This window comes from Pseudomonas sp. FSL R10-1350 (genome assembly GCF_009600525.1).
Taxonomy (GTDB): domain Bacteria; phylum Pseudomonadota; class Gammaproteobacteria; order Pseudomonadales; family Pseudomonadaceae; genus Aquipseudomonas; species Aquipseudomonas helleri.
In genome coordinates this window covers 55,600-74,656 of record NZ_WIVR01000021.1, presented here as the reverse complement: position 1 = coordinate 74,656, position 19,057 = coordinate 55,600, and the positions used below count along the sequence as shown (strand labels likewise).

At 58.3% G+C, this 19,057-nt stretch carries 21 protein-coding genes; 15 read left to right on the top strand and 6 right to left on the bottom strand.

Annotation, left to right across the window (positions count from 1 at the left end):
* Positions 1–302: deaminase (locus GHO25_RS12150; RefSeq protein WP_256677214.1), on the bottom strand; the 302-nt coding region annotated here is incomplete at its 3' end.
* Entirely contained in the window at positions 299–763 is a 465-nt protein-coding gene (gene nrdR, locus GHO25_RS12145; protein ID WP_048367842.1) for a transcriptional regulator NrdR, read from the bottom strand. The genes GHO25_RS12150 and nrdR, both read right to left, overlap by 4 nt.
* A gap of 139 nt (positions 764–902) precedes the next feature.
* On the opposite strand from nrdR, the gene GHO25_RS12140 reads away from it, so the two are divergent.
* The 3 genes from GHO25_RS12140 to GHO25_RS12130 are packed head-to-tail and all read left to right on the top strand — an operon-like array spanning position 903 to position 2,945.
* On the top strand, positions 903–1,352 hold the full coding sequence (locus GHO25_RS12140; protein WP_048367771.1) for a YbaY family lipoprotein: 450 nt from the start codon (positions 903–905) through the stop codon (positions 1,350–1,352).
* A complete protein-coding gene (locus GHO25_RS12135) occupies positions 1,349–2,038 on the top strand; it encodes a methyltransferase (protein WP_153390863.1) in 690 nt (229 codons plus the stop codon). The genes GHO25_RS12140 and GHO25_RS12135 overlap by 4 nt, the downstream gene beginning before the upstream one ends.
* A 31-nt stretch (positions 2,039–2,069) precedes the next feature.
* On the top strand, positions 2,070–2,945 hold the full coding sequence (locus GHO25_RS12130) for a co-chaperone YbbN (RefSeq protein ID WP_153390862.1): 876 nt from the start codon (positions 2,070–2,072) through the stop codon (positions 2,943–2,945).
* A gap of 51 nt (positions 2,946–2,996) precedes the next feature.
* Here the strand turns inward: GHO25_RS12130 and GHO25_RS12125 are convergent, their stop codons facing one another.
* Positions 2,997–3,338 carry a hypothetical protein gene (locus GHO25_RS12125; RefSeq protein ID WP_048388948.1) on the bottom strand — a complete coding sequence of 114 codons (342 nt, stop codon included), beginning with the start codon at positions 3,336–3,338 and terminating at the stop codon, positions 2,997–2,999.
* 131 nt (positions 3,339–3,469) lie between these two features.
* On the opposite strand from GHO25_RS12125, the gene GHO25_RS12120 reads away from it, so the two are divergent.
* The 5 genes from GHO25_RS12120 to GHO25_RS12100 all read left to right on the top strand — a co-directional run bounded on the left by GHO25_RS12120 (position 3,470) and on the right by GHO25_RS12100 (position 7,503).
* On the top strand, positions 3,470–4,030 hold the full coding sequence (locus GHO25_RS12120) for a DUF2796 domain-containing protein (protein WP_048373876.1): 561 nt from the start codon (positions 3,470–3,472) through the stop codon (positions 4,028–4,030).
* Between the two features lie 141 nt (positions 4,031–4,171).
* Positions 4,172–4,882, top strand: a complete 711-nt coding sequence (locus tag GHO25_RS12115; protein WP_048373878.1) for an ABC transporter ATP-binding protein — start codon at positions 4,172–4,174, stop codon at positions 4,880–4,882.
* 1 nt (position 4,883) lies between these two features.
* Positions 4,884–6,149: an ABC transporter permease gene (locus GHO25_RS12110; protein ID WP_048388952.1), complete on the top strand. Its 1,266-nt coding sequence runs from the start codon at positions 4,884–4,886 to the stop codon at positions 6,147–6,149.
* 10 nt (positions 6,150–6,159) lie between these two features.
* Positions 6,160–6,684, top strand: coding sequence for a DUF3299 domain-containing protein (locus GHO25_RS12105; protein WP_153390861.1), 525 nt, complete (start codon positions 6,160–6,162; stop codon positions 6,682–6,684).
* Positions 6,685–6,804: 120 nt separating this feature from the next.
* Positions 6,805–7,503, top strand: a complete 699-nt coding sequence (locus tag GHO25_RS12100; protein WP_048373882.1) for an OmpW family protein — start codon at positions 6,805–6,807, stop codon at positions 7,501–7,503.
* Positions 7,504–7,691: 188 nt separating this feature from the next.
* Here the strand turns inward: GHO25_RS12100 and GHO25_RS12095 are convergent, their stop codons facing one another.
* From GHO25_RS12095 to GHO25_RS12085, 3 genes are all read right to left on the bottom strand, one after another.
* Complete coding sequence (locus tag GHO25_RS12095; RefSeq protein WP_153390860.1) at positions 7,692–8,621, bottom strand: NAD-dependent epimerase/dehydratase family protein; 930 nt, start codon at positions 8,619–8,621, stop codon at positions 7,692–7,694.
* Positions 8,614–9,498: a sugar nucleotide-binding protein gene (locus GHO25_RS12090; protein WP_153390859.1), complete on the bottom strand. Its 885-nt coding sequence runs from the start codon at positions 9,496–9,498 to the stop codon at positions 8,614–8,616. The genes GHO25_RS12095 and GHO25_RS12090 overlap by 8 nt, the downstream gene beginning before the upstream one ends.
* A 145-nt stretch (positions 9,499–9,643) precedes the next feature.
* Complete coding sequence (locus tag GHO25_RS12085; protein ID WP_228392681.1) at positions 9,644–11,758, bottom strand: mechanosensitive ion channel family protein; 2,115 nt, start codon at positions 11,756–11,758, stop codon at positions 9,644–9,646.
* A 669-nt stretch (positions 11,759–12,427) separates the two neighbouring features.
* On the opposite strand from GHO25_RS12085, the gene GHO25_RS12080 reads away from it, so the two are divergent.
* The 7 genes from GHO25_RS12080 to GHO25_RS12050 all read left to right on the top strand — a co-directional run bounded on the left by GHO25_RS12080 (position 12,428) and on the right by GHO25_RS12050 (position 19,056).
* On the top strand, positions 12,428–14,155 hold the full coding sequence (locus tag GHO25_RS12080; protein ID WP_153390864.1) for an AMP-binding protein: 1,728 nt from the start codon (positions 12,428–12,430) through the stop codon (positions 14,153–14,155).
* 229 nt (positions 14,156–14,384) lie between these two features.
* On the top strand, positions 14,385–15,314 hold the full coding sequence (locus GHO25_RS12075) for a hypothetical protein (RefSeq protein WP_218581074.1): 930 nt from the start codon (positions 14,385–14,387) through the stop codon (positions 15,312–15,314).
* 27 nt (positions 15,315–15,341) lie between these two features.
* Complete coding sequence (locus GHO25_RS12070) at positions 15,342–15,593, top strand: acyl carrier protein (protein WP_048373891.1); 252 nt, start codon at positions 15,342–15,344, stop codon at positions 15,591–15,593.
* Positions 15,594–15,624: 31 nt separating this feature from the next.
* Entirely contained in the window at positions 15,625–16,503 is an 879-nt protein-coding gene (locus GHO25_RS12065; RefSeq protein WP_153390857.1) for a hypothetical protein, read from the top strand.
* Positions 16,500–17,072 (top strand): hypothetical protein, encoded by a 573-nt coding sequence (locus tag GHO25_RS12060; RefSeq protein ID WP_153390856.1) that lies wholly within the window; start codon positions 16,500–16,502, stop codon positions 17,070–17,072. Before GHO25_RS12065 ends, GHO25_RS12060 begins: the two co-directional genes overlap by 4 nt.
* A gap of 2 nt (positions 17,073–17,074) precedes the next feature.
* Complete coding sequence (locus GHO25_RS12055) at positions 17,075–18,064, top strand: ferritin-like domain-containing protein (protein WP_048388963.1); 990 nt, start codon at positions 17,075–17,077, stop codon at positions 18,062–18,064.
* A 14-nt stretch (positions 18,065–18,078) separates the two neighbouring features.
* Positions 18,079–19,056 (top strand): hypothetical protein, encoded by a 978-nt coding sequence (locus GHO25_RS12050; protein ID WP_048373897.1) that lies wholly within the window; start codon positions 18,079–18,081, stop codon positions 19,054–19,056.
* The last annotated feature ends 1 nt before the right edge of the window (position 19,057 follow it).

The following is a 19,057-nucleotide window of genomic DNA, read 5'->3' as shown; positions in this document are numbered from 1 at the left end:
ATGCCCGCATGCAGCAAGCCATCGGCGCATGGCGGCGTGTGCCCGTGGTGGCTGCATGGCTCAAGGGTGACGTAGGCGGTAGCGCCACGGGCCAACGCACCCGCGGCACGCAGAGCGTGGACTTCTGCATGGGGCTCGCCCGTACGCTCGTGCCAGCCTTCGCCCACCACCTGCCCGTCGCGCACGATCACGCAACCGACCCGTGGATTAGGGTGAGTGGTGTACAGCCCTTTGCGCGCCAGTTCGATGGCACGCGCCATGTAATGGGCGTCTAAAACAGCTTGTTCGGCGGTCAGGGTCATTCTTTGGAAGGCTCACGGGCGAGTCGATCGATCTCTTCGCGGAACTCGTTGAGGTCCTGGAAGCGTCGGTAGACAGAGGCGAATCGGATATAGGCCACTTCGTCGAGCTTTTGCAGCTCGGTCATGACCAGCTCACCGACGACCAGCGATTTGACTTCGCGTTCGCCGGTGGCGCGCAGCTTGCTTTTGATATGGGCCAGCGCAGCTTCAAGGCGCTCGACACTGACCGGGCGCTTTTCCAGTGCTCGCTGCATGCCGGCGCGCAGTTTTTCTTCGTCAAAGGGCTGACGACTGCCGTCTTGCTTGATTAGTCGCGGTAACACCAACTCGGCTGTTTCAAAGGTGGTGAAACGCTCACCACAGGCCAGGCATTCACGCCGGCGGCGCACCTGATCGCCCTCGGCGACCAGACGCGAGTCGATGACTTTAGTGTCGTTGGCACCGCAGAATGGACAGTGCATGGTGGCGGCAACAAAAAATGGGAGGGCCATGGTAGCGCATCCCACTAGCAAGACAAGCCATAGGCTTTACGGTATACAGTCCGCCGACTACCTTTTTACACAATTTTTGACGTCGACTGACCTGCCGCTGGAGCTTCTCATGTCACTACGAACGTGTGTTTTGCTGTGTTTCGTCGGTTTGCTGGCCGCTTGCAGCAGCGAGCCAGCCAAACCGCCACAAACTCAAGTGCTGGCCCAGCCAGAAACCGACGCACCGGCCGATCTGGGGCCGCTGCCGGCGTATCAGCGTGAACTCAGCGGCGTGCTGACCGGGGCACCTAAAGGCGCCGAGGTGGAGTTGGCGATCCTGATTGTTGACGAACGCGGCCGCCCGCAGGGGCTGATGGCCAGCAGCAAGATCATTGGCAATAACCAGCCGCTGCCCTTCAAGCTGCGCTTTAACCCTGAAGCCTTCCCTGCCGGGGCACGGGTTGAGTTGCGCGGGCGGGCCAGCCAGTCCGGGCAATTGATCCTGCACCTGCCCTCGCGCATCATCAGCCAGCCGTCGACGCAGAATGTGGGCACCCTGGCCTTTGTCAGTGCACCATGAACACACCGCTCGACCTGCAACAGTCTTTACGCGCATTGCTCGGCGATGCGCGCCTGGTCATCACCGAGCTGCCAGGCACGGCACTCAAGCTCTGGCTGATTGATGCGCAGAACATGGACCGTGAGTTCACCCCCGATGAGACCCGGCGCATTCTCTATGAGCCCCCGTATTGGGCCTTTTGCTGGGCCAGCGGCCTGGCGCTGGCGCGCTACCTGGACGAGCAACCGCAGTGGGTACAAGGCAAGCGCGTGCTGGACTTTGGTGCCGGTTCGGGGATTGCCGCGATAGCGGCGGCAAAGGCGGGTGCGCTGGAAGTGGTGGCCTGCGACCTGGACCCTCTGGCGCTGGCGGCCTGCAGGGCGAATGCCGAACTCAATAGCGTACAGCTGCATTATTCCAGCGACTTTTTTGCCGAAGCTGACCGCTTCGATCTGGTCCTGGTGGCGGATGTGCTGTACGACCGCGAGAACTTGCCGTTGCTGGATCAGTTTTTGACTCGCGGCCAGCAAACGCTGGTCGCTGATTCCCGGGTGCGCGATTTCCAGCATCCGCTGTACCAACAACTGGGCAGCCTCAAGGCACTGACCTTGCCGGACCTGGCCGAACCCCACGAGTTTCGCAACGTCAGCCTGTATCACGCGCAACGCATGCACGCGGCTTTAAGCCTGCCTGTGCAGCCTTTATAGTTGCCTTCATTTACCTGTTTCGAGATGCACGATGACTCAAACTACGCCTTCTTATAGCTTCGACGTGACCGCAGCCGATTTTCAGAAGCTGGTGGTCGACGCTTCTCACGAGCAACCGGTTCTGGTGGATTTCTGGGCCGAGTGGTGCGCACCGTGCAAGGTGATCCTGCCGATCCTTGAAAAAATCACCGAGAGTTATCAGGGCGAGTTGCTGCTGGCCAAGGTGAACTGCGACGTTGAACACGCACTGGTTCAACACTTCGGTATTCAGAGCCTGCCCATCGTGGTGCTGTTTAAAGAGGGCAAGCCGGTCGAGCACTTCCAGGAAGCCTTGCCTGAGTCCGCCGTGCGCGCCTTGCTGGAGAAACACGTTGAAATGCCTGAGCCTGAAGAAGCAGACCCTCTGGAGCAAGCGCAGGCGCTGTTTGCCGAGAGCCGTTTTGCCGATGCTGAAGCGTTGCTCAAAGGCATCCTGACTGAAGACAACACCAACGCCAAAGCGCTGATTTTGTATGGCCGCTGCCTGGCTGAGCGCAATGAACTGGCCGAAGCCCAAGCAGTGCTGGACGCGGTTAAGAGCGATGAGCATAAAGCCGAACTGGCCGGTGCCAAGGCGCAATTGACGTTTCTGCGCCAGGCGGCAGAGCTGCCAGACGCGGCTGATTTGAAAACCCGCGTGGCGCAAAACCCGCAAGATGATGAGGCGGCGTATCAGTTGGCGATTCAGCAATTGGCCCGCCAGCAATATGAGGGTGCTCTGGAAGGCCTGCTGAAGATGTTCATCCGCAACCGCAGCTACAACGAAGGCATCACCCACAAAACCTTGTTGCAAGTGTTTGAGTTGCTGGGCAATGACCACCCGCTGGTGACGACCTATCGCCGCAAGCTGTTTGCGGCGTTGTACTAAGGTCAAAAGATCGCGAGGCAAGCTCGCTCCTACAGGGGTGGGTTTGCGGGGTTATTCGATCCAGCTGTAGAGCGGTGAGTCGACGCCGCTGACGACTTTGACCTGGCTGCTGTGACGCAGGCGCACCAACAGGCGCTTGCCCGCGCCGGTGCTGCCTGTCAGGGCTTCGAGCTGGCTCAGCAGTTCCGGGCCGGTGATTTGCCCGGCGTTGCGCAGCAGGTCTTTGGTGGTTTCCCACAGCGCATCGTCCTGGCTTACGGGCTTGGCGGGCGTCGCAGCGACTGGAGCTTCGCTCACATTTAGTTGTGCGCCCAGCTTCGCCCAGTCGCCCTCATCCAGCTCTACGGTCAGGTCAACCGGCCAATCACCTATCGTTCCGCGAATTCGCACCATCGTCCTGCTCCTCAAATTTCATGGGGCATGCTCCCATGCGGCTTGCAGAACGCCAAGCACACGGGCAAAATCTCGAATTGATTGTTATAAGATTACATAACATTTAATTACATTTTTGCTGGAGTCGTGGTATGCGCCGTTTGCTTCTTGCTTTGCCGTTTGCTCTGTTGCCGCTGACCATGGCTCACGCCGCCGACGATCATGACCATGAACACGGCAGCCTGGGTGCCCACGAGCATGGTGTCGGGACGTTGAATGTGGCCCTGGACGGCCCAACCCTGGAGCTGGACCTCGACGGCCCGTCCGTCAACATCGTGGGTTTCGAGCACATTGCGACCACAGACGCCGACAAGGCCAAGGTCGATTCCGCACGCACTCAACTGGAAAACCCGCTGGCCCTGTTCAGCCTGCCAAAGGCCGCAGGGTGCGTGGTTGAAGCCCAAGACCTGGACAGCCCGTTGTTCGAAGCCGCCCCTGAAGAAGCCGGTGCGGCAAAAACAGAACACCACCACAGCGACATAGAAGCGCACTATGCATTTACGTGCGCCAACCCCGAGGCGTTGAAAGCACTGGATCTGACCCAGTTCTTCAAGACCTTCCCGGGCACCCACAAACTCAAGGTGCAATTGATTGGTGGCAGCGGCCAGCAAGGTTCTGAGCTGACGCCTAAAGCGCCAACCCTGAAGTTCTAAACTCCCCACTTTGTAGTCGCTGCCGAAGGCTGCGATGGGGTGCGCAGCAACCCTGCTGTTGAAGCTCCTGCGGCCCTTATCGCAGCCTTAGGCAGCGACTACAACGTCAACATTCTCACTGGCAGGCGATAACCCTTCCCCATGACCCAAGCACTTATCGAACTCAATGACCTGAGTTTCAGTTGGCCCGGGCAACCGGTGCTGCTGGATATTCCGGCCTTCCGTCTTGAACCCGGCGAAACGCTGTTTCTGAAAGGTCCCAGCGGCAGCGGTAAAACCACCTTGCTGGGTTTGCTGGGCGGCGTGCAAAAAGCCAGTCAGGGGACGATCCGTTTGCTGGGGCAAGAACTGAGTGAATTGGGCTCAGGCGCCCGGGACCGATTTCGGGTTGATCACACGGGGTATATTTTTCAGCAGTTCAATCTGCTGCCGTTTTTGTCCGTGCGCGAGAACGTTGAACTGCCGTGTCACTTTTCTAAATTGCGCGCCAGCCGCGCCGCCCAGCGCCACGGCAGCGTTGCCAAAGCCGCGCAAACCCTGCTTGCGCATTTGGGCCTCAAAGACCCGGCCCTGCTGGAGCGCCGTGCCGACTCGCTGTCCATCGGCCAGCAACAACGTGTTGCCGCCGCCCGCGCGCTGATCGGCCAGCCCGAGTTGGTGATCGCCGATGAACCCACCTCTGCCCTCGATGCGGACGCCCGCGAAGCGTTTATCCAGTTGCTGTTTGCCGAGTGCCGGGAGGCCGGCGCCAGCTTGCTGTTTGTGAGCCACGACCAAAGCCTGGCCACGCTCTTCGACCGCAACCTGTCGCTGTCTGAACTTAATCGCGCCGCTACACCGGCAGAGGTCTGAGATGTATTTGTTTCGCCTAGCCCTGGCCAGTCTGGCCAACCGACGCTTCACCGCGATCCTCACCGCATTCGCCATCGCCCTGTCAGTGTGCCTGCTGCTGGCGGTGGAGCGGGTGCGCACCGAAGCCCGCGCCAGCTTTGCCAGCACCATCAGCGGCACCGACCTGATCGTGGGTGCGCGTTCGGGATCGGTGAATTTGCTGCTGTATTCGGTGTTTCGTATTGGCAATGCCACCAACAATATTCGCTGGGACAGCTTCGAGCATTTCGCCAATAACCCGAAAGTGAAATGGGCGATCCCGATGTCTTTGGGTGATTCGCACCGCGGCTACCGGGTGATGGGCACCAGCGAGGCGTACTTTGAGCACTATCAATACGGCCATCGACAAAACCTTCAGTTGGCCAGCGGTCGGGCCTTCCAGACTGACCCGTTCGAGGTCGTACTAGGCGCCGAAGTGGCCGAGGCGCTGCATTACAAGCTGGGTGACAAGCTGGTGCTGGCCCACGGCGTGGCTGCGGTCAGCCTGGTTAAACACGACGACAAGCCCTTCACCGTGGTCGGTATTCTCAAGCGCACCGGCACGCCTGTGGACCGCACGCTGCATATCAGCCTCGGCGGTATGGAGGCGATCCATATCGACTGGCACAACGGCGTGCCTGCCCAGGGCGCTGCGCGAGTCACTGCCGACCAGGCGCGCAATATGGACCTGACGCCTCAAGCCATCACGGCGTTTATGCTCGGCCTGAACAGCAAGATTTCGACCTTTGCCCTGCAACGCGAGATCAATGAGTTTCGCGGTGAACCGATGATGGCGATTCTGCCCGGCGTGGCGTTGCAGGAACTCTGGAGCCTGATGAGCACCGCCGAAAAGGCGCTGTTCGTGGTGTCGCTGTTTGTGGTGCTGACGGGGTTGATCGGCATGCTGACGGCCATTTTGACCAGCCTCAATGAGCGCCGCCGCGAGATGGCGATCCTGCGTTCGGTCGGTGCACGGCCCTGGCATATCGCCACGCTGCTGGTATTTGAAGCCCTGGCCCTGGCTTTGGCAGGCGTGGTGGCAGGCGTCGGCTTGCTGTACGTATGCATCGCGCTGGCCCAGGGGTATGTGCAATCGAATTACGGGATCTATTTACCGCTGGCCTGGCCAAGTGAATATGAATGGACGCTGCTCGGCGGTATTCTGGCAGCCGCCCTGCTGATGGGCTGCGTACCGGCATGGCGCGCCTACCGACAATCGCTGGCCGATGGTCTGTCCATTCGTTTATGAGCTCAGGTTAATGAAAAAAGCTGCGAAGTCTGGTGTGCTGCTGGCGCTGTTTCTCTGGGTGTGCACGCCCTTGTGGGCGGCCGAGCCGAAAGAGCTGACGTGGTCAGAGATGATTCCGCCAGACGCGCCGCCAGAAGTGCCTAACATGACGCCGCTGCATGACCTGTCGCAAATGGGCGACATGGAGGCCGCTCCGGCGGCCAAGCAGGACTTGCCCAACGCCCCCGTGGTCACGCAACTCGATGGCCAACTGATTCGCCTGCCGGGGTACATCGTGCCGCTGGAAGTCAATGAAGAGGGGCGTACCACGGAGTTTCTGCTGGTGCCGTACTTTGGCGCGTGCATCCACGTGCCGCCTCCGCCGTCCAACCAGATCGTGCATGTGACCAGTAAAGTCGGGGTTCAGGTCGACGAGTTGTATCAACCGTACTGGATCGTCGGTGCACTGCAGGTCAAGCCCAGCACCAGCGACCTGGCTGACGCGGGCTATCAGATGGATGCACAAAAGATCGTGGTCTACGAACTGCCGGACTAACCCGGCAGCCGTTCACGAAATTTTCACGTCTTCACTTTTCATTGAGCTGGGTCAACAGAACGGGCCCGGCTGCTCATTACCATTGGTTATATAAATTTTAAATATCCCAATGGAGCTCCCATGCAAAAGTCCCTGCTTAGCGCCGCCGCGCTTGCGCTTGCCGTTGTCGCACCGTTGGCCCACGCGCATTCTGAGGGTGACATCATCCTGCGCGCCGGTGCCATTACGGTAAACCCGAAAGCCGATAGCTCCCACGTCAAAGTGGACCGCGGCTCGTTGGGCGGGACCGATCTGGGCGGCAAGGCGACCATGAGCAGCGACACGCAACTGGGTCTTAACTTTGCCTACATGATCACCGATCACGTGGGTATCGAACTGTTGGCCGCGACGCCGTTTGAGCATGACGTGAAACTCAAAAACACTGGCCTGCCACAAGCCAACGGCAAGCTGGGTACCCTCAAGCACTTGCCGCCAACCCTGAGCGTTGTGTACTACCCGCTGGACTCCAAGTCAGTGTTCCAACCGTACGTGGGTGCCGGTATCAACTACACCTGGATCTACGACGAGCACGTGGGCAGCCGCGCATCGGCTGAAGGTTTCGACAACTTCCGCGCATCCAACTCGTGGGGCGTGGCCTGGCAGATCGGTGCTGACTACATGCTGACCGACAACATCATGATCAACGCCCAGGCGCGTTACATCGATATCGACACGCACGCCTACGTCAACAACAGCGCCGTAGGCGATGGCACCCGCGCCAAGGTCAACGTCGATGTTGATCCTTTCGTGTACATGGTCGGCCTGGGTTATAAGTTTTAAGCGCGCAGCGCTTGGCTAAAAGCCTCTAGCTTCAAGCGGCAAGAAAAAAGCGCCTTTTAAGGTGCACTTCAAAACCTGTGGGAGCCTGGCTTGCCAGCGATGCAGACGATGCGGTTTTCTGTAAAACCGCGTCGCTTCCATCGCGAGCAAGCCCGCTCCCACAAGGTGTTGAAGTGTTACTCGGGTTGTTAACGCCCCAGCAAGTGGGTCAGACCGATGTTCATCGGTGTGGTGTCATCGAGGGTGAAGCGCTGCAGCAAGCGACTGTTGTTCGCACGCGAGTGACGGATATCACCCGGTCGGGCCGGGCCGTAGCTGATCGGTGGCAGTTCGCCGACTACTTCGCTCAAAGCTTCGAGCATTTGCTTGAGGGTGGTGGCTTTGTTCAGGCCCACGTTGATGGCGCCCTCTTCAACCTGTGGCGCTTCAATGGCCTGCACCAGAATGCCGACCAGATCGCCCACGTAGATGAAGTCTCGGGTTTGCTCGCCATCGCCAAAGATGGTGATTGGCAGGCGATTTACAGCGCGTTCGCTGAAAATGCTGATCACCCCCGAGTACGGCGAGGATGGATCCTGGCGCGGCCCGTAGACGTTGAAGAAGCGGAAAACCACCGGCTCCAGCCCGTGCTGGCGGCGATAGAAGTCCAGATAGTACTCACTGGCCAGCTTGTCCGAAGCATAAGGGGTCAGCGGCGCTTTAGGCGTGTCTTCAACAATCGACTCGCCCTCACCGTTGTTGCCATAGACCGCAGCGCTGGAGGCAAACACCACACGTTTGACGCCCGCTTCGCGCATGGCTTCGCACACATTGAGCGTGCCGACAAAGTTGCTTTGGTGAGTGCTCACCGGGTCGTCTACCGAGGCCTGCACCGAGGCCACCGCGGCCAGGTGCACGACTGCGCTGCAACCGGCCATGGCGCGTTTGACCAGTGCCGCGTCGGCGACGTTGCCTTCGATGAGTTCGACCTTGGGGTTATCCAGAGGCAAGTTGCTGCGCTTGCCCGTCGACAGGTCGTCGAGGATCCGCACGGCATAACCTTTGGCCAGCAAGCCGTCTACCAGATTGGAGCCGATAAAGCCGGCACCGCCGGTGATTAAAACGGGAGCGTCAGCCATGTCGATAAAACCTGTCCAGTAAAGCTGGGAGCCCTGCACGCCAGGCGCGAGGTTTGATCCCGAAGGTGTGAAGGATTTTTTTACAGGCCAGTACTGCATGCTGCGGCTCTTCAGAGGCATCAGGGCATGCAGCGTGTGCCTGCGGGGTTGGCGCCTGGACGGCCAGCGGGTGCAAGTGACGCGCTTCATCCAGGATGGCCTGGCCCAGCGCCAGCGACGTTGTGGCCTCATGCCCGGCGTAGTGGTAAGTGCCCCACAGCGGCGCCGCGCAATCGAGTTGTTTGAGCACCGAGATGATGACCCGGGCAGCGTCATCGACCGGTGTCGGGTTGCCGCGTCGATCATCGGCCTTGAACAATTCGCCGGGCTTTTCTGCCTGAGCCAAAAACCGGCCCAGACTGCCTTCGGAGCTGTCATCGAGCAACCAGCCGAAACGCAGCAGAACATGTTGCGGGCAGATGGCACGCACGCTTTGTTCAATACGCCACAATGCCTGACCGCGCAGGCCGAGCGGGACGGGTTCGTCTTTTTCGCTGTAGGCCGTGGCCCGCGATCCGTCAAACACTCGGTAGCTGGAGGGCTGAAGCAAGGTGATGCCGTGGTGCTGGCACAACTCAGAGAGCCGCTCGACCGCCCGTTCCTGGTCGGCAAGGCGTGTTTCGCTCACGCTCCGCGCCTGAAACCAGTCGAAGTAGTACGCAAGGTTGATGACGGCATCCGGACGGGTCTCGTCCAGCAGCTGCGTCAGGCTCGCGGCGTCCCAGCCGTCTTGCGGCGGACGCGGGGCGAGGAAATTGATGTCTTCCTCGGCACCCAGACGAATCAGCGCCTGCCCGAGAGCATTTCCGCCGCCCAATAACATAAGGCGCATTCGCATAGAGTGTGCAGGCTCAGTCTATTCAGAACGGTGATATATACCAGAAAACCAACCGTGGAAGCTGTTGGCCATGATCAAGACCCCAGCATTTTGCGGGTTTCTGTGCGTGTCGTCACTGACAAACTGCGCAGCTGGTTATTTGCCATCACTGTGATGAAGGCGGCATATCAGGCAACAAAAGCGCAGAACGCGGCGGTTCGGCTGCCGCTTGAGCGGTTTGCCCGGTGTCACGCGCAGGTATCAAAAAGCCCTGTGGATAATGTTGTGCAAAATGTACATCGGCTGAATTATCCACAAGCTTTTTCAGCCGCTCATTGAATGCCCGCGTAATAGAGCCCTGCGCACCGGAAATGGTTCTGAACTGCGCGGTAATCGTGACCCCGTCGAGGTTCATGCTGTCGATCCCGTACACGCTCATCGCCCCCTGCAAACTGAGGCTGAGCAACGGGTCGTCGCTGATCTGCCGCCCTGCCTCGCTGATCAAGTCCGATGCTTTATCCATATCGCTGTCATAGGTGAACTGGACGGCGAAATACGCGTAGGCAAATTGCCGCGAATGGTTGATCACCGCCTTGATCTGACCGAAGGGCACCGAGTGCACATAACCACGTGAATCGCGCAGCCTCAAGGTACGGATAGTCAGCCCTTCGACCGTGCCGGCGTGGTTGGAGTCGATCTCGACCCAATCGCCCACCGAGATGGTGTCTTCGATGAGGATGAACAGCCCGGTGATGACGTCTTGCACCAGTTGCTGGGAGCCAAAACCGATCGCCAGGCCGATCACCCCCGCGCCCGCCAGAAACGGGGTCACGTTCACGCCCAGGTTGGCCAGGGTGGTGATGGTGAAGATCACCGCCAGCACCACTTTTATCGCATTGCGGATCAACGGCAGGATGGTTCTGATGCGGGTGCTCGGTGCGTGAGTGCCGCGCCGTGTGACCGGAGGCTCCAGAACTTGCTGAATGGCGGTATCCATCACCACCCAGGCCAGCCAGGTGACCAGAAAAATCAGCAGGATGTGCCCAAGCGAGTCACTGATCACTTGCCCCGTGTGGCTATCGGAGGCAAACGCCAACACAGAGAACCCCCAGATCTGCGCGAGTAATTCGATGAAGGCCACGGCCAGCAGAATGCGCAACAGCACATACACCACCATCATCAAACGCACCCGGTAGGCGCCGTTGGAGCGCAGGAGTGTGGTGAATGAGTGGTGCAAAAGCGAGCCCAGAAACACCGTTGCAATCAGCAAACCTGAAGTCAGCAATGCACTGCGCAGCGCCCGCCCGCTGCCCTCGCCGACGCCCACCAGGTCCAGCGCCGAGACCAGCAGCATGAGCAGAATGGGCCAATACCAGAGCACCGAGAAAATCCGCAGCGACTCCTGGAATGCAGGCTGCCCCAAGCGCTGCGCCAGCGCTCGATTGCGAATCAGTTGCCCCACTGGACGACGCAACTTAATCGCCAGATAAGCAAAGACGGCGCACGCGACCAACCCCGAGAATATAGAGAGACAACTGGCGACATTGGCACCCAGCGTGAGCCCGACCTGCGGGGTGTCCATCCCGTCACTCAACGCGGCAAAGAACCCCATCGCGAACAACGGACGCACGCAGTGCTGACGAATAATCTGCACGGCGGGCCGTTTGTGTCCGGCATCGAGCATCGCGATCAATGACATCACCAGCGCCGCACAAAACACCCCGCTGCTGCCGGCATAGGTCAAACAGACTGCCAGAGCACGGCCAATTGAGCTGGGCAGCAAGTGACTGCCGAACACAATGACGACCAACGACAGCACCGCAGGCAGCAAATACGGCACTCCGGCGCGCAGCAGCCTTTGCAGGCGCGGACGCGCTTGCACGATGCGAGTGTTGTTCAAAGACCGCACCAGCAGTTTGCCCGCCAGCATCAGCCCGGCAAAAACACCAGACCAGATGACCAGCAACACGAAAAAGTCGCCCACTCCATTCTTATCAGGCTGCTCGACCACCTTGTCGGCCAGCACCCCGGCTTCATGGGCTGCCCGCTCAGCACGCAAGCGCCAGATATCCAGCAAATGCTTGCTCAGCCCCAACTGGTCTTGCACATCATCAATGCTGGAACCCAACACTCCGAGCAGCCCGCCATCGACCAGTACCGGCGGTTTGCCGTCGGTCTCTTCGGCTTTGATTACCGAGGCCAGGGTGGGTGCCGCTTGAAGCATGCCGTTGCCTGACAGCAACAGGATGAGGAACACAAAAACTGTTTTGAATTTGGACAAACCCGGGGCCCCATGCACATCCTTGATAGACCCACCGTACCAAATGATCAGGTTCGATACAGGGCACGTCTGTGTTTTCGATCACCTACAGCGTAGTCAATGCCACCTCTGGCGCCAGCAATCATCGACCGGGGGCTGCCTGAAGTGACCGCCATAAAATACACGGCCAGACAAAATGTGTAACCAGAAGATCAGACACCAGAAACTTCATACGTAGCTAACAGTGAATCAAGCTCTCAATATGTGAAGGGCATCACTCTTATTAGAACTCCGCACAAGAGCCAATAAACGACAACTTTAAAACAAGTTTAAACCGCATAAACCCAACAACTTTATCAAGACAATACGCACAGTTAAGATCAGACATCCCTTACAAAAAGGGAACACCTGCGCAGGCCGTTTAAATACAAAACACCCTATATGGCACACCCAATGTTTAGACGATTAAACAACTACAGCCCCACATCAAAACAAAGCAACAACGCAGTGCACACACCCATGTTTACGTAAATGAAAATTTTCATGACATATTTACAAACATAATTTCATCTATTAGAGTCATTCGAATAGGGCATTACAGGCTTGAACCCTCATTCGAGTACCACACTGCACTTTCACTATTTAATAGCCTTGTTTGTCTGACTGCCCGGAGATCGGAAATTGGAAACAATGATCGATGCTATTTTGTGCGCCCTGGATAACCCACAGCAAAGTGCACTGCGCCACATTACGGTTATAGAAGAGAACGGGGAAGAAAAAAGCATTTCCTATGCGGCGTTGGCACAACAAGCGTTGGCAGTCTCTTCAGCCCTGACTGAACTGGGGGTTGTTCGTAATGATTTGGTTATCCTTGCCCTGCCGGCTTCCATCGATCAATTGGTGTTACTGACCGGGTGCGTTTTGATTGGCGCTTTGCCTTGCACGGTAGCGCTACCCGGAAGGCTGATGGCCGACTCCCCGCGCAACCAGATCTACGTGGCCTGTCAGTTGTTTGCACCACGCTTGCTGATCGCATCCGAGAGCAACACCCCCGCACTCCAGAGCTTGCTTGCCCACCTGCCTGTACGGGTGTTCTCGAGCGAAGAGGTGAAGCTCGCTGCCAGTGCAGGGTTTCCAGTGCGTGTGGAGCGCTGCCAGGCAGACAGCGGCCATCATGTGCAACTGACCTCGGGCTCGACCGGTCGCCCCAAGGCCGCCATCCTCAGCCATCAGAATGTCATCTCCAATGTGCGCGGTATCGGCGGCGTGGTGGGTTACAGTGTTGAGCGCGGCGACGCCTCTGCGTCCTGGCTGCCGCTGCATCACGACATGGGCCTGGTGACGCTCTTGTCGAACGTGTATTACCAGGCGCCCCTGCTATTGATGCAACCGGCCAGTTTTATTCGCAACCCGCTTGGCTGGCTCAAGCGCATGTCCAGTTTTGGCGCAACCACCACGGCTGCGCCGACGTTCGCCCTGCAGTATTGCATTCGCCGTTACCGCGAAGCGTCAATGAAAGACGTCGACCTGAGCAAGTTGCGCAATATCTTTGTCGGCGCCGAAAGAGTGGATGAAGCCTGCCTGAAGGAGTTTGCACAGACTTTTGCACCGCACGGTCTTTCACGTTCTGCGCTGCAACCGTGTTACGGCATGGCGGAATCGACCCTGGCAGTGACCATGCATAACACGAACTTTAATTATGACAAGCAGGCGCTCTCCTACGTCATTGCTGACCGTATCGACTCCGGCGCGGTGATCGACCATTGGCAGGCTCGCCGCGCCGACGCCAACACTCGCAGGGTAGAAACCGTGCTGTCGATGGGGCGCCCGATTGAGGGTATGCAGGTTGCCGTGAAGGCCCTGGACCGTTCTGACGCCAAGGACCGTGAAGTCGGCGAAATCTTTATACGCGGTACGTCAGTCATGTCCGGCTATTTGCCCGCCGAAGGCCAGACCGAGCAGTACCAAAGCGGCGACTGGTTTGCGACCGGTGATATCGGTTATCGAGTGGATGAACACGTGTTTGTCCTTGGCCGCAAGAAAGAACTCATCATTATCCGGGGCAGTAATTATTTCCCGCATGAAATTGAAGACGTTATTGCCTCACACCCTTTACTGGCCAGCGGTGGCAATGCAATAGCGGCTTTCGGTATCTACGACGAAACACAAAGAACCGAGAGTTTGGCGATTCTGATCGAGCTTGATGCGAAACAGGATCAAATAGAACTGCGCAGTCAACTTCAAAACCAATTGCGCGACAAGTTTGGATTTGGTGCTCACGCCATTGCATTCGTCCCGCCCGGAAGTTTGCCACGCACCACCAGCAACAAACTTAAGCGCCTGGAGTGCCGCAGTATTTATCTCCAACTGGCGTTGGACAACATAGATAAAACCGAGACAGCGCAACTTATTAGTTAACGCACAAGCAACGCTGTGACATCGACACGCTGACGCACTGCACCTTTAAATTACTGGATCACTCACTATGCACACTTTGATGCAAGGTGGGGAGACGGGTTCGTCACGCCATTCATTATTGAATGTGTGTGCGCAACCGGTTCTTCACCGCTTATCCCTCTATGGCGAACTTCCTGCTCAGTTGATCCAGATTATTTCGCGCGCCTCAGTGCGACTGATAGATTCAGACATGTTGATTTCGCAGACGATGCACAACTATGAGGCTGCCGAACAATTAAACCGGCCCTCGGTGGCCCTGTCGCAGCCGACCCATGATCTGGAAACTATTCTGGAGCGCATTGAGCAAGACGGTCTGGCGTTGCACTACCGATCCTTCATGCAGAACTTCGCCCATTTGTTTTCGCTGTTTCTGACACCGGATCAATACGAACGGGCACGCGCCAGCATTGATGCCGGCAGCGCCCTGCGCTTCCTGATGAGTGATGCCGGCGGCCCTACCCTCACGAGCTGGCGCACGGTCGCCCAGCCGGAAGGGGATGGTTTCAAACTGCACATCGACAAGGTCTGGGGCATGTACGCCAACCTTGATGGCATGGCAATCGTTGCCGCCCGCACGCCTGGCTCGTTTTTCCCGTCGGCCTTCCTGGTCTGGCCCGAGCAATACAAGACCCTCAAGCGAACGCTCTGCGGCGAGCCCTTTCTGGGCGATGTCGTGCAGTTGGGGAACGTCAAGGGCACGGTGCAGGTTGCCCAGGAAGACCGCCTGAAAGTGGGCGGGCCTGCGGTACTCAATAAATACCTGACGACGGTACGGCCTTTTCTGGTGCGCGCACTGATGGCCCATCTGGAATGGCTGGCAAGCCAAGGGCGCCTCGAACTCACGCCGGATGAGCGCGCGTCACGCGATTTCATCGCCGCTGCCGCCCGCACCAAGACGCTCGCCGACCGCTACGAGAGCGAAGACGTGCACCGCGTGCTGGCACTGAAACTCGCCTCCAATGAACTGCTTTTGCATCTGGTCAGCCGCGGCGCCGTGGCGAGTTTTCTCGACCAGCGTGACCTGTTGGCGTTTACCAAAATGGAAGGCAGCTCTTACCGCTGTTATCACGAATTGCGCGCAAGCATGCGCGTGGCCAAGCCTGAACCCGAGTCAATTTAACCCGCTGTACCCCCAGGAGAAGCACCTATGACAACGACGACTGACACCCTCAACACGCTGGAACTTCTGAAAAAGGAAGCCGCCAAGATTCTCAATATCGAATCCGTCGACACCCATGTCGGCCTGGGTGAACTGGGTATCGATTCACTCAACGTGGTTGAGCTGATCGTCTATTGCGAACAGCTCTACGGATCCATTGATCCTGAGCAACTCAACATCACGCAGTACACCACCCTGGAGCAAATCGACAGCCAGTTGCAGCAGCAACAAGTCGCCTGATCGCCAGCCACCCTCATACCAGAAGCTCACCATGTCGAACTCGCCGCCCTTTGCATCAACGCCGTCGCTTGGCACCGTTCCGGCTTTCAGGGTCCATACGGTGGCTTACCGGCGCACCGAAACGCCTTTTGTGTCGCCCCAGGTCAGCCTGGAGGATGCGGCGTTGGCGCTTGGGCAGCGCGTCGGCGATGAGGCTTGCCGTTATGCAAGTAACGCAGGCCCCATCGACGATTACGTGGTGAGCTCTACCGTGTTGTCGCAGTTTTTGGCTGACGGCTCGCCCCATGCAGGCTATTTCCAGGAGGCGCTCGCCAGCCGTTACGGGCGCCGCCCTGACTGGGTCACCAACGCCTATGAATGCACGGGCTGGGGTTTCATCCTGCGGTATATCCAGGGCAAGGCTCAGTTCAACGGTCGTCGCAGGCTGTTGCTGCAGATTGTTGATACGGATATCCACAATTTTACTTACTGGCTAGGCAACAACCGTTGGGGCAAATCCGGTTTTGGCATCTGCACGTTAGTGATTGATGTGATGCCAGAGCCCAACAACATGCTGCTCATCGGCACTGCAAGCCAGGCTAATGCCCTGCTGCAATTAGGGCGAAGCCTGCGCAGTTTCACCGAAAGCCGGCCTGGCTTAGGCGTCGCGGTACCGTTTTTTCCCGAGATGTCGCGCCGCGCCCTGTTCAAGTGTTTCGACACGGCTTGCGTGCACGCCGACCATTATCAGCGATTCGGTCATTCCTTCGGCAGCGACCCCTGGCTTTCCCTACTGGCCGAGCTGGGCGCAGGCTCCGCGCACCCCGGCAGCGACTGCATCGTGTCTTCGCTGGCAATGAACGGCTATTTCTCGATTGCCCAGATAACGCTCGCGCCCGATCTGCACTTTGCACTGGAAGGTGAAATGTGAACAGCGCACACACCTGTTCGCTGCTGTTGCAGCGCAATCCGGATCACAACCGGGCGATCCCCTGTTCGGCTCGCAACCTGCCACTGTTCGAAACCCACGACTATGCACGCCGGAGCGTGTACGCACACGACAACCCCACGCCGGTGCTGGTCAACAACCAGCAGTACTACACACTTCTGTCGACGCTGGCCCGCCACATTTGGGACAGCTGCGGCGAACAAACGCTGATCCTGGCGCAGGTACGCATGCCGTCCATCGACCTTGCGTTGCCAAAGAACCTGCTCGATCCACGCGTAACGCTGGGCGCCCACTTAAGCAATGAAGCCTTGTTCTGGGCACGCCAGCTACCGACACCGGTGGTCTGGATCAGCGCCGAACAGATTCGGCGCGACCTGTGGGACGGCGGCGATAACCGCCTGCACATCGCTGCCTGGAATACCGCACCAACGCCAGCCATCTCCGAGTGGTTCTTACCCGAACTGGGCTACTTAACAGCGCAGGTGCACCCATCACCTGTGCATGAGCCGTTCACCACATCTCAATCGAAACGCACGCACGTACAGGGGTGATCATGCAAACAGAGCACGAACAGACACTCGATGATGGCCAGCCGATCAAGTGGAATTTCTCAGTCGATGCGTTCATGTCGCAGACCTACGATTTCAGCGATGACAGCTTGAATGCGCTGTATCAGAAGACCAAGGCCAACCAGTGGGATGTCAATACCGACATCGACTGGAGCTACGAGCTCAACCCGGACAACCCTCTGGGCATGCCGGACGGCACGTTGCTGATCTACGGCACCGATGTCTGGAACAAAATGAATGAACAAAACCGTGCCGAAATTCGCCATCACTCCCAAGGCTGGACACTGTCGCAGGTGCTGCACGGTGAACAGGCGGCCCTGATCTGCGCATCGAAGCTGGCGGTGGCTGAAGAAAGCCTCTCGGCCCGACTCTGCGCCGCCGGGCAAATCATCGATGAAGCCCGTCATATCGAAGCCTTTGGTCGCTTGGTCAATAGCAAGCTGCCCATCAGCTACCCCATGAGCAAGGCGCTCAAAGGCCTGCTGGAAGAGACCATAACCACCAACAAACTCGACATGACCAATTTGGGCATGCAAGTGCTGGTGGAGGGCATTGCGCTGTCACTGTTTCAAAGCATGGTCGCCTACACCAAGGACCCTTTCATCAAAGACCTGATGACGCGTATCCAGCGCGATGAAGCGCGCCACTTCGCCATTGGCCGTATCACCCTGGGCAGTGTGTACAAAGAAATGAGCAGCACCGAACGCAAGGAACGCGAAGAGTTTGTGGTGGAAGGGGCTTACACCTTGTACGAGCACCTGTGCGCCGACGACATATGGGAGCCGATGGGCTTATCCAAAAGAGAGTGCAGCCACCTGGTGAGGAGTTCGGAAGTGGCCAACTCCATGCGCCGTTCCATTTTCCGGCGGCTGGTACCGACCATCCGCGAAATGGGCTTGCTGACGCCCCGTGTGAGCGATGCCTTTGAAAAGCTCAGAGTGCTGGACTACGCCGCCATGCCGATGCCGGCTTAACAAGGAAGACAGTCATGACGCCCCCAACTACTGCGGCAACACACAGCCCCGCCCCCTTCACCATCGGTATTGACGCCGCCGCTTACGAACTGCCCGGCGAACGCCAGGACCTCCATGACTGGGCTCAGCAGCATAAGTTGCCCGCCGAGCGCTTTGACATGATCCGCAATGCGGGCTGCCGTTACTTCCATGTGTCACCGGACATCGACGAGGTCGAGCTGGCCAAGCGCGCAGTCGCTCGCCTGCAAGACGAGCAAGGCTTTAAAGGCAGCGACATCGGGGCGGTGATTCACGTGCATACCGGGCTGTTCAGCGTACCGCCAGCGCCACGCAGCCTGCCGCTGGAAGTGGCCACGGCATTCGGCATAAACCCTGTGTGGGCCGGGTCGATCGCACAACTCAATTGCTCCTCGATCAGCGTCGCCATTCAGATGGCCCAGGCATTGATGAAGGTGCACAGCCAATTGCACTCGGTGCTGATCGTCTCGTCCGACCGCGTCTTCATTGAGCGTTACCGAGTGTTGCAGGCGAGCATTTTAAGTGATGGCGCGGGGTGCTTGCTGGTGACCCGTAACAGCCGCCGTAACCGGGTCGGCGCGACGGCCGTGCGCAATTATGGCAGCTGGTATCTGGGCTCCGTGACCAACAACGCGGTGAAGCAGGCCATGTTCAATCTGGAGTGGCACTACACCCGCAAAGTCATGATGGAAGCCGTGGCCGACTGTGGCATAGCGCTCCGCGATTTCACCTGCATTCTGCCTTACAACTCCAACCACTCTGGCTGGAACGCCTTCTGTGGTGCCATGGCGATTCCCGCCACCACGCTCTATACCGACAACATTCTGAACAAAGGTCACTCCTTTGGTTCGGACCTGGCGATCAACCTGGCCGACAGGGGCTTGAGCAAGGTCGATGCCGGGGCACACCTGATGAACATCACGGAATCGGACAACGGTTCATTTTCGGCCTTGACCCTTCATCCGGTGAATTGAC

Excerpts from the sequence above, each read along its gene's own strand:
- nrdR (WP_048367842.1), bottom strand. The coding sequence starts at position 763 with ATGCACTGTCCATTCTGCGGTGCCAACGACACTAAAGTCATCGACTCG.
- GHO25_RS12115 (WP_048373878.1), top strand. The coding sequence starts at position 4,172 with ATGACCCAAGCACTTATCGAACTCAATGACCTGAGTTTCAGTTGGCCC.
- GHO25_RS12075 (WP_218581074.1), top strand. The coding sequence starts at position 14,385 with ATGTTGATTTCGCAGACGATGCACAACTATGAGGCTGCCGAACAATTA.
- GHO25_RS12070 (WP_048373891.1), top strand. The coding sequence starts at position 15,342 with ATGACAACGACGACTGACACCCTCAACACGCTGGAACTTCTGAAAAAG.
- GHO25_RS12080 (WP_153390864.1), top strand. The coding sequence starts at position 12,428 with ATGATCGATGCTATTTTGTGCGCCCTGGATAACCCACAGCAAAGTGCA.
- GHO25_RS12110 (WP_048388952.1), top strand. The coding sequence starts at position 4,884 with ATGTATTTGTTTCGCCTAGCCCTGGCCAGTCTGGCCAACCGACGCTTC.
- GHO25_RS12125 (WP_048388948.1), bottom strand. The coding sequence starts at position 3,338 with ATGGTGCGAATTCGCGGAACGATAGGTGATTGGCCGGTTGACCTGACC.
- GHO25_RS12100 (WP_048373882.1), top strand. The coding sequence starts at position 6,805 with ATGCAAAAGTCCCTGCTTAGCGCCGCCGCGCTTGCGCTTGCCGTTGTC.
- GHO25_RS12130 (WP_153390862.1), top strand. The coding sequence starts at position 2,070 with ATGACTCAAACTACGCCTTCTTATAGCTTCGACGTGACCGCAGCCGAT.
- GHO25_RS12135 (WP_153390863.1), top strand. The coding sequence starts at position 1,349 with ATGAACACACCGCTCGACCTGCAACAGTCTTTACGCGCATTGCTCGGC.
- GHO25_RS12050 (WP_048373897.1), top strand. The coding sequence starts at position 18,079 with ATGACGCCCCCAACTACTGCGGCAACACACAGCCCCGCCCCCTTCACC.
- GHO25_RS12095 (WP_153390860.1), bottom strand. The coding sequence starts at position 8,621 with ATGGCTGACGCTCCCGTTTTAATCACCGGCGGTGCCGGCTTTATCGGC.
- GHO25_RS12140 (WP_048367771.1), top strand. The coding sequence starts at position 903 with ATGTCACTACGAACGTGTGTTTTGCTGTGTTTCGTCGGTTTGCTGGCC.
- GHO25_RS12065 (WP_153390857.1), top strand. The coding sequence starts at position 15,625 with ATGTCGAACTCGCCGCCCTTTGCATCAACGCCGTCGCTTGGCACCGTT.
- GHO25_RS12105 (WP_153390861.1), top strand. The coding sequence starts at position 6,160 with ATGAAAAAAGCTGCGAAGTCTGGTGTGCTGCTGGCGCTGTTTCTCTGG.
- GHO25_RS12090 (WP_153390859.1), bottom strand. The coding sequence starts at position 9,498 with ATGCGAATGCGCCTTATGTTATTGGGCGGCGGAAATGCTCTCGGGCAG.
- GHO25_RS12120 (WP_048373876.1), top strand. The coding sequence starts at position 3,470 with ATGCGCCGTTTGCTTCTTGCTTTGCCGTTTGCTCTGTTGCCGCTGACC.
- GHO25_RS12055 (WP_048388963.1), top strand. The coding sequence starts at position 17,075 with ATGCAAACAGAGCACGAACAGACACTCGATGATGGCCAGCCGATCAAG.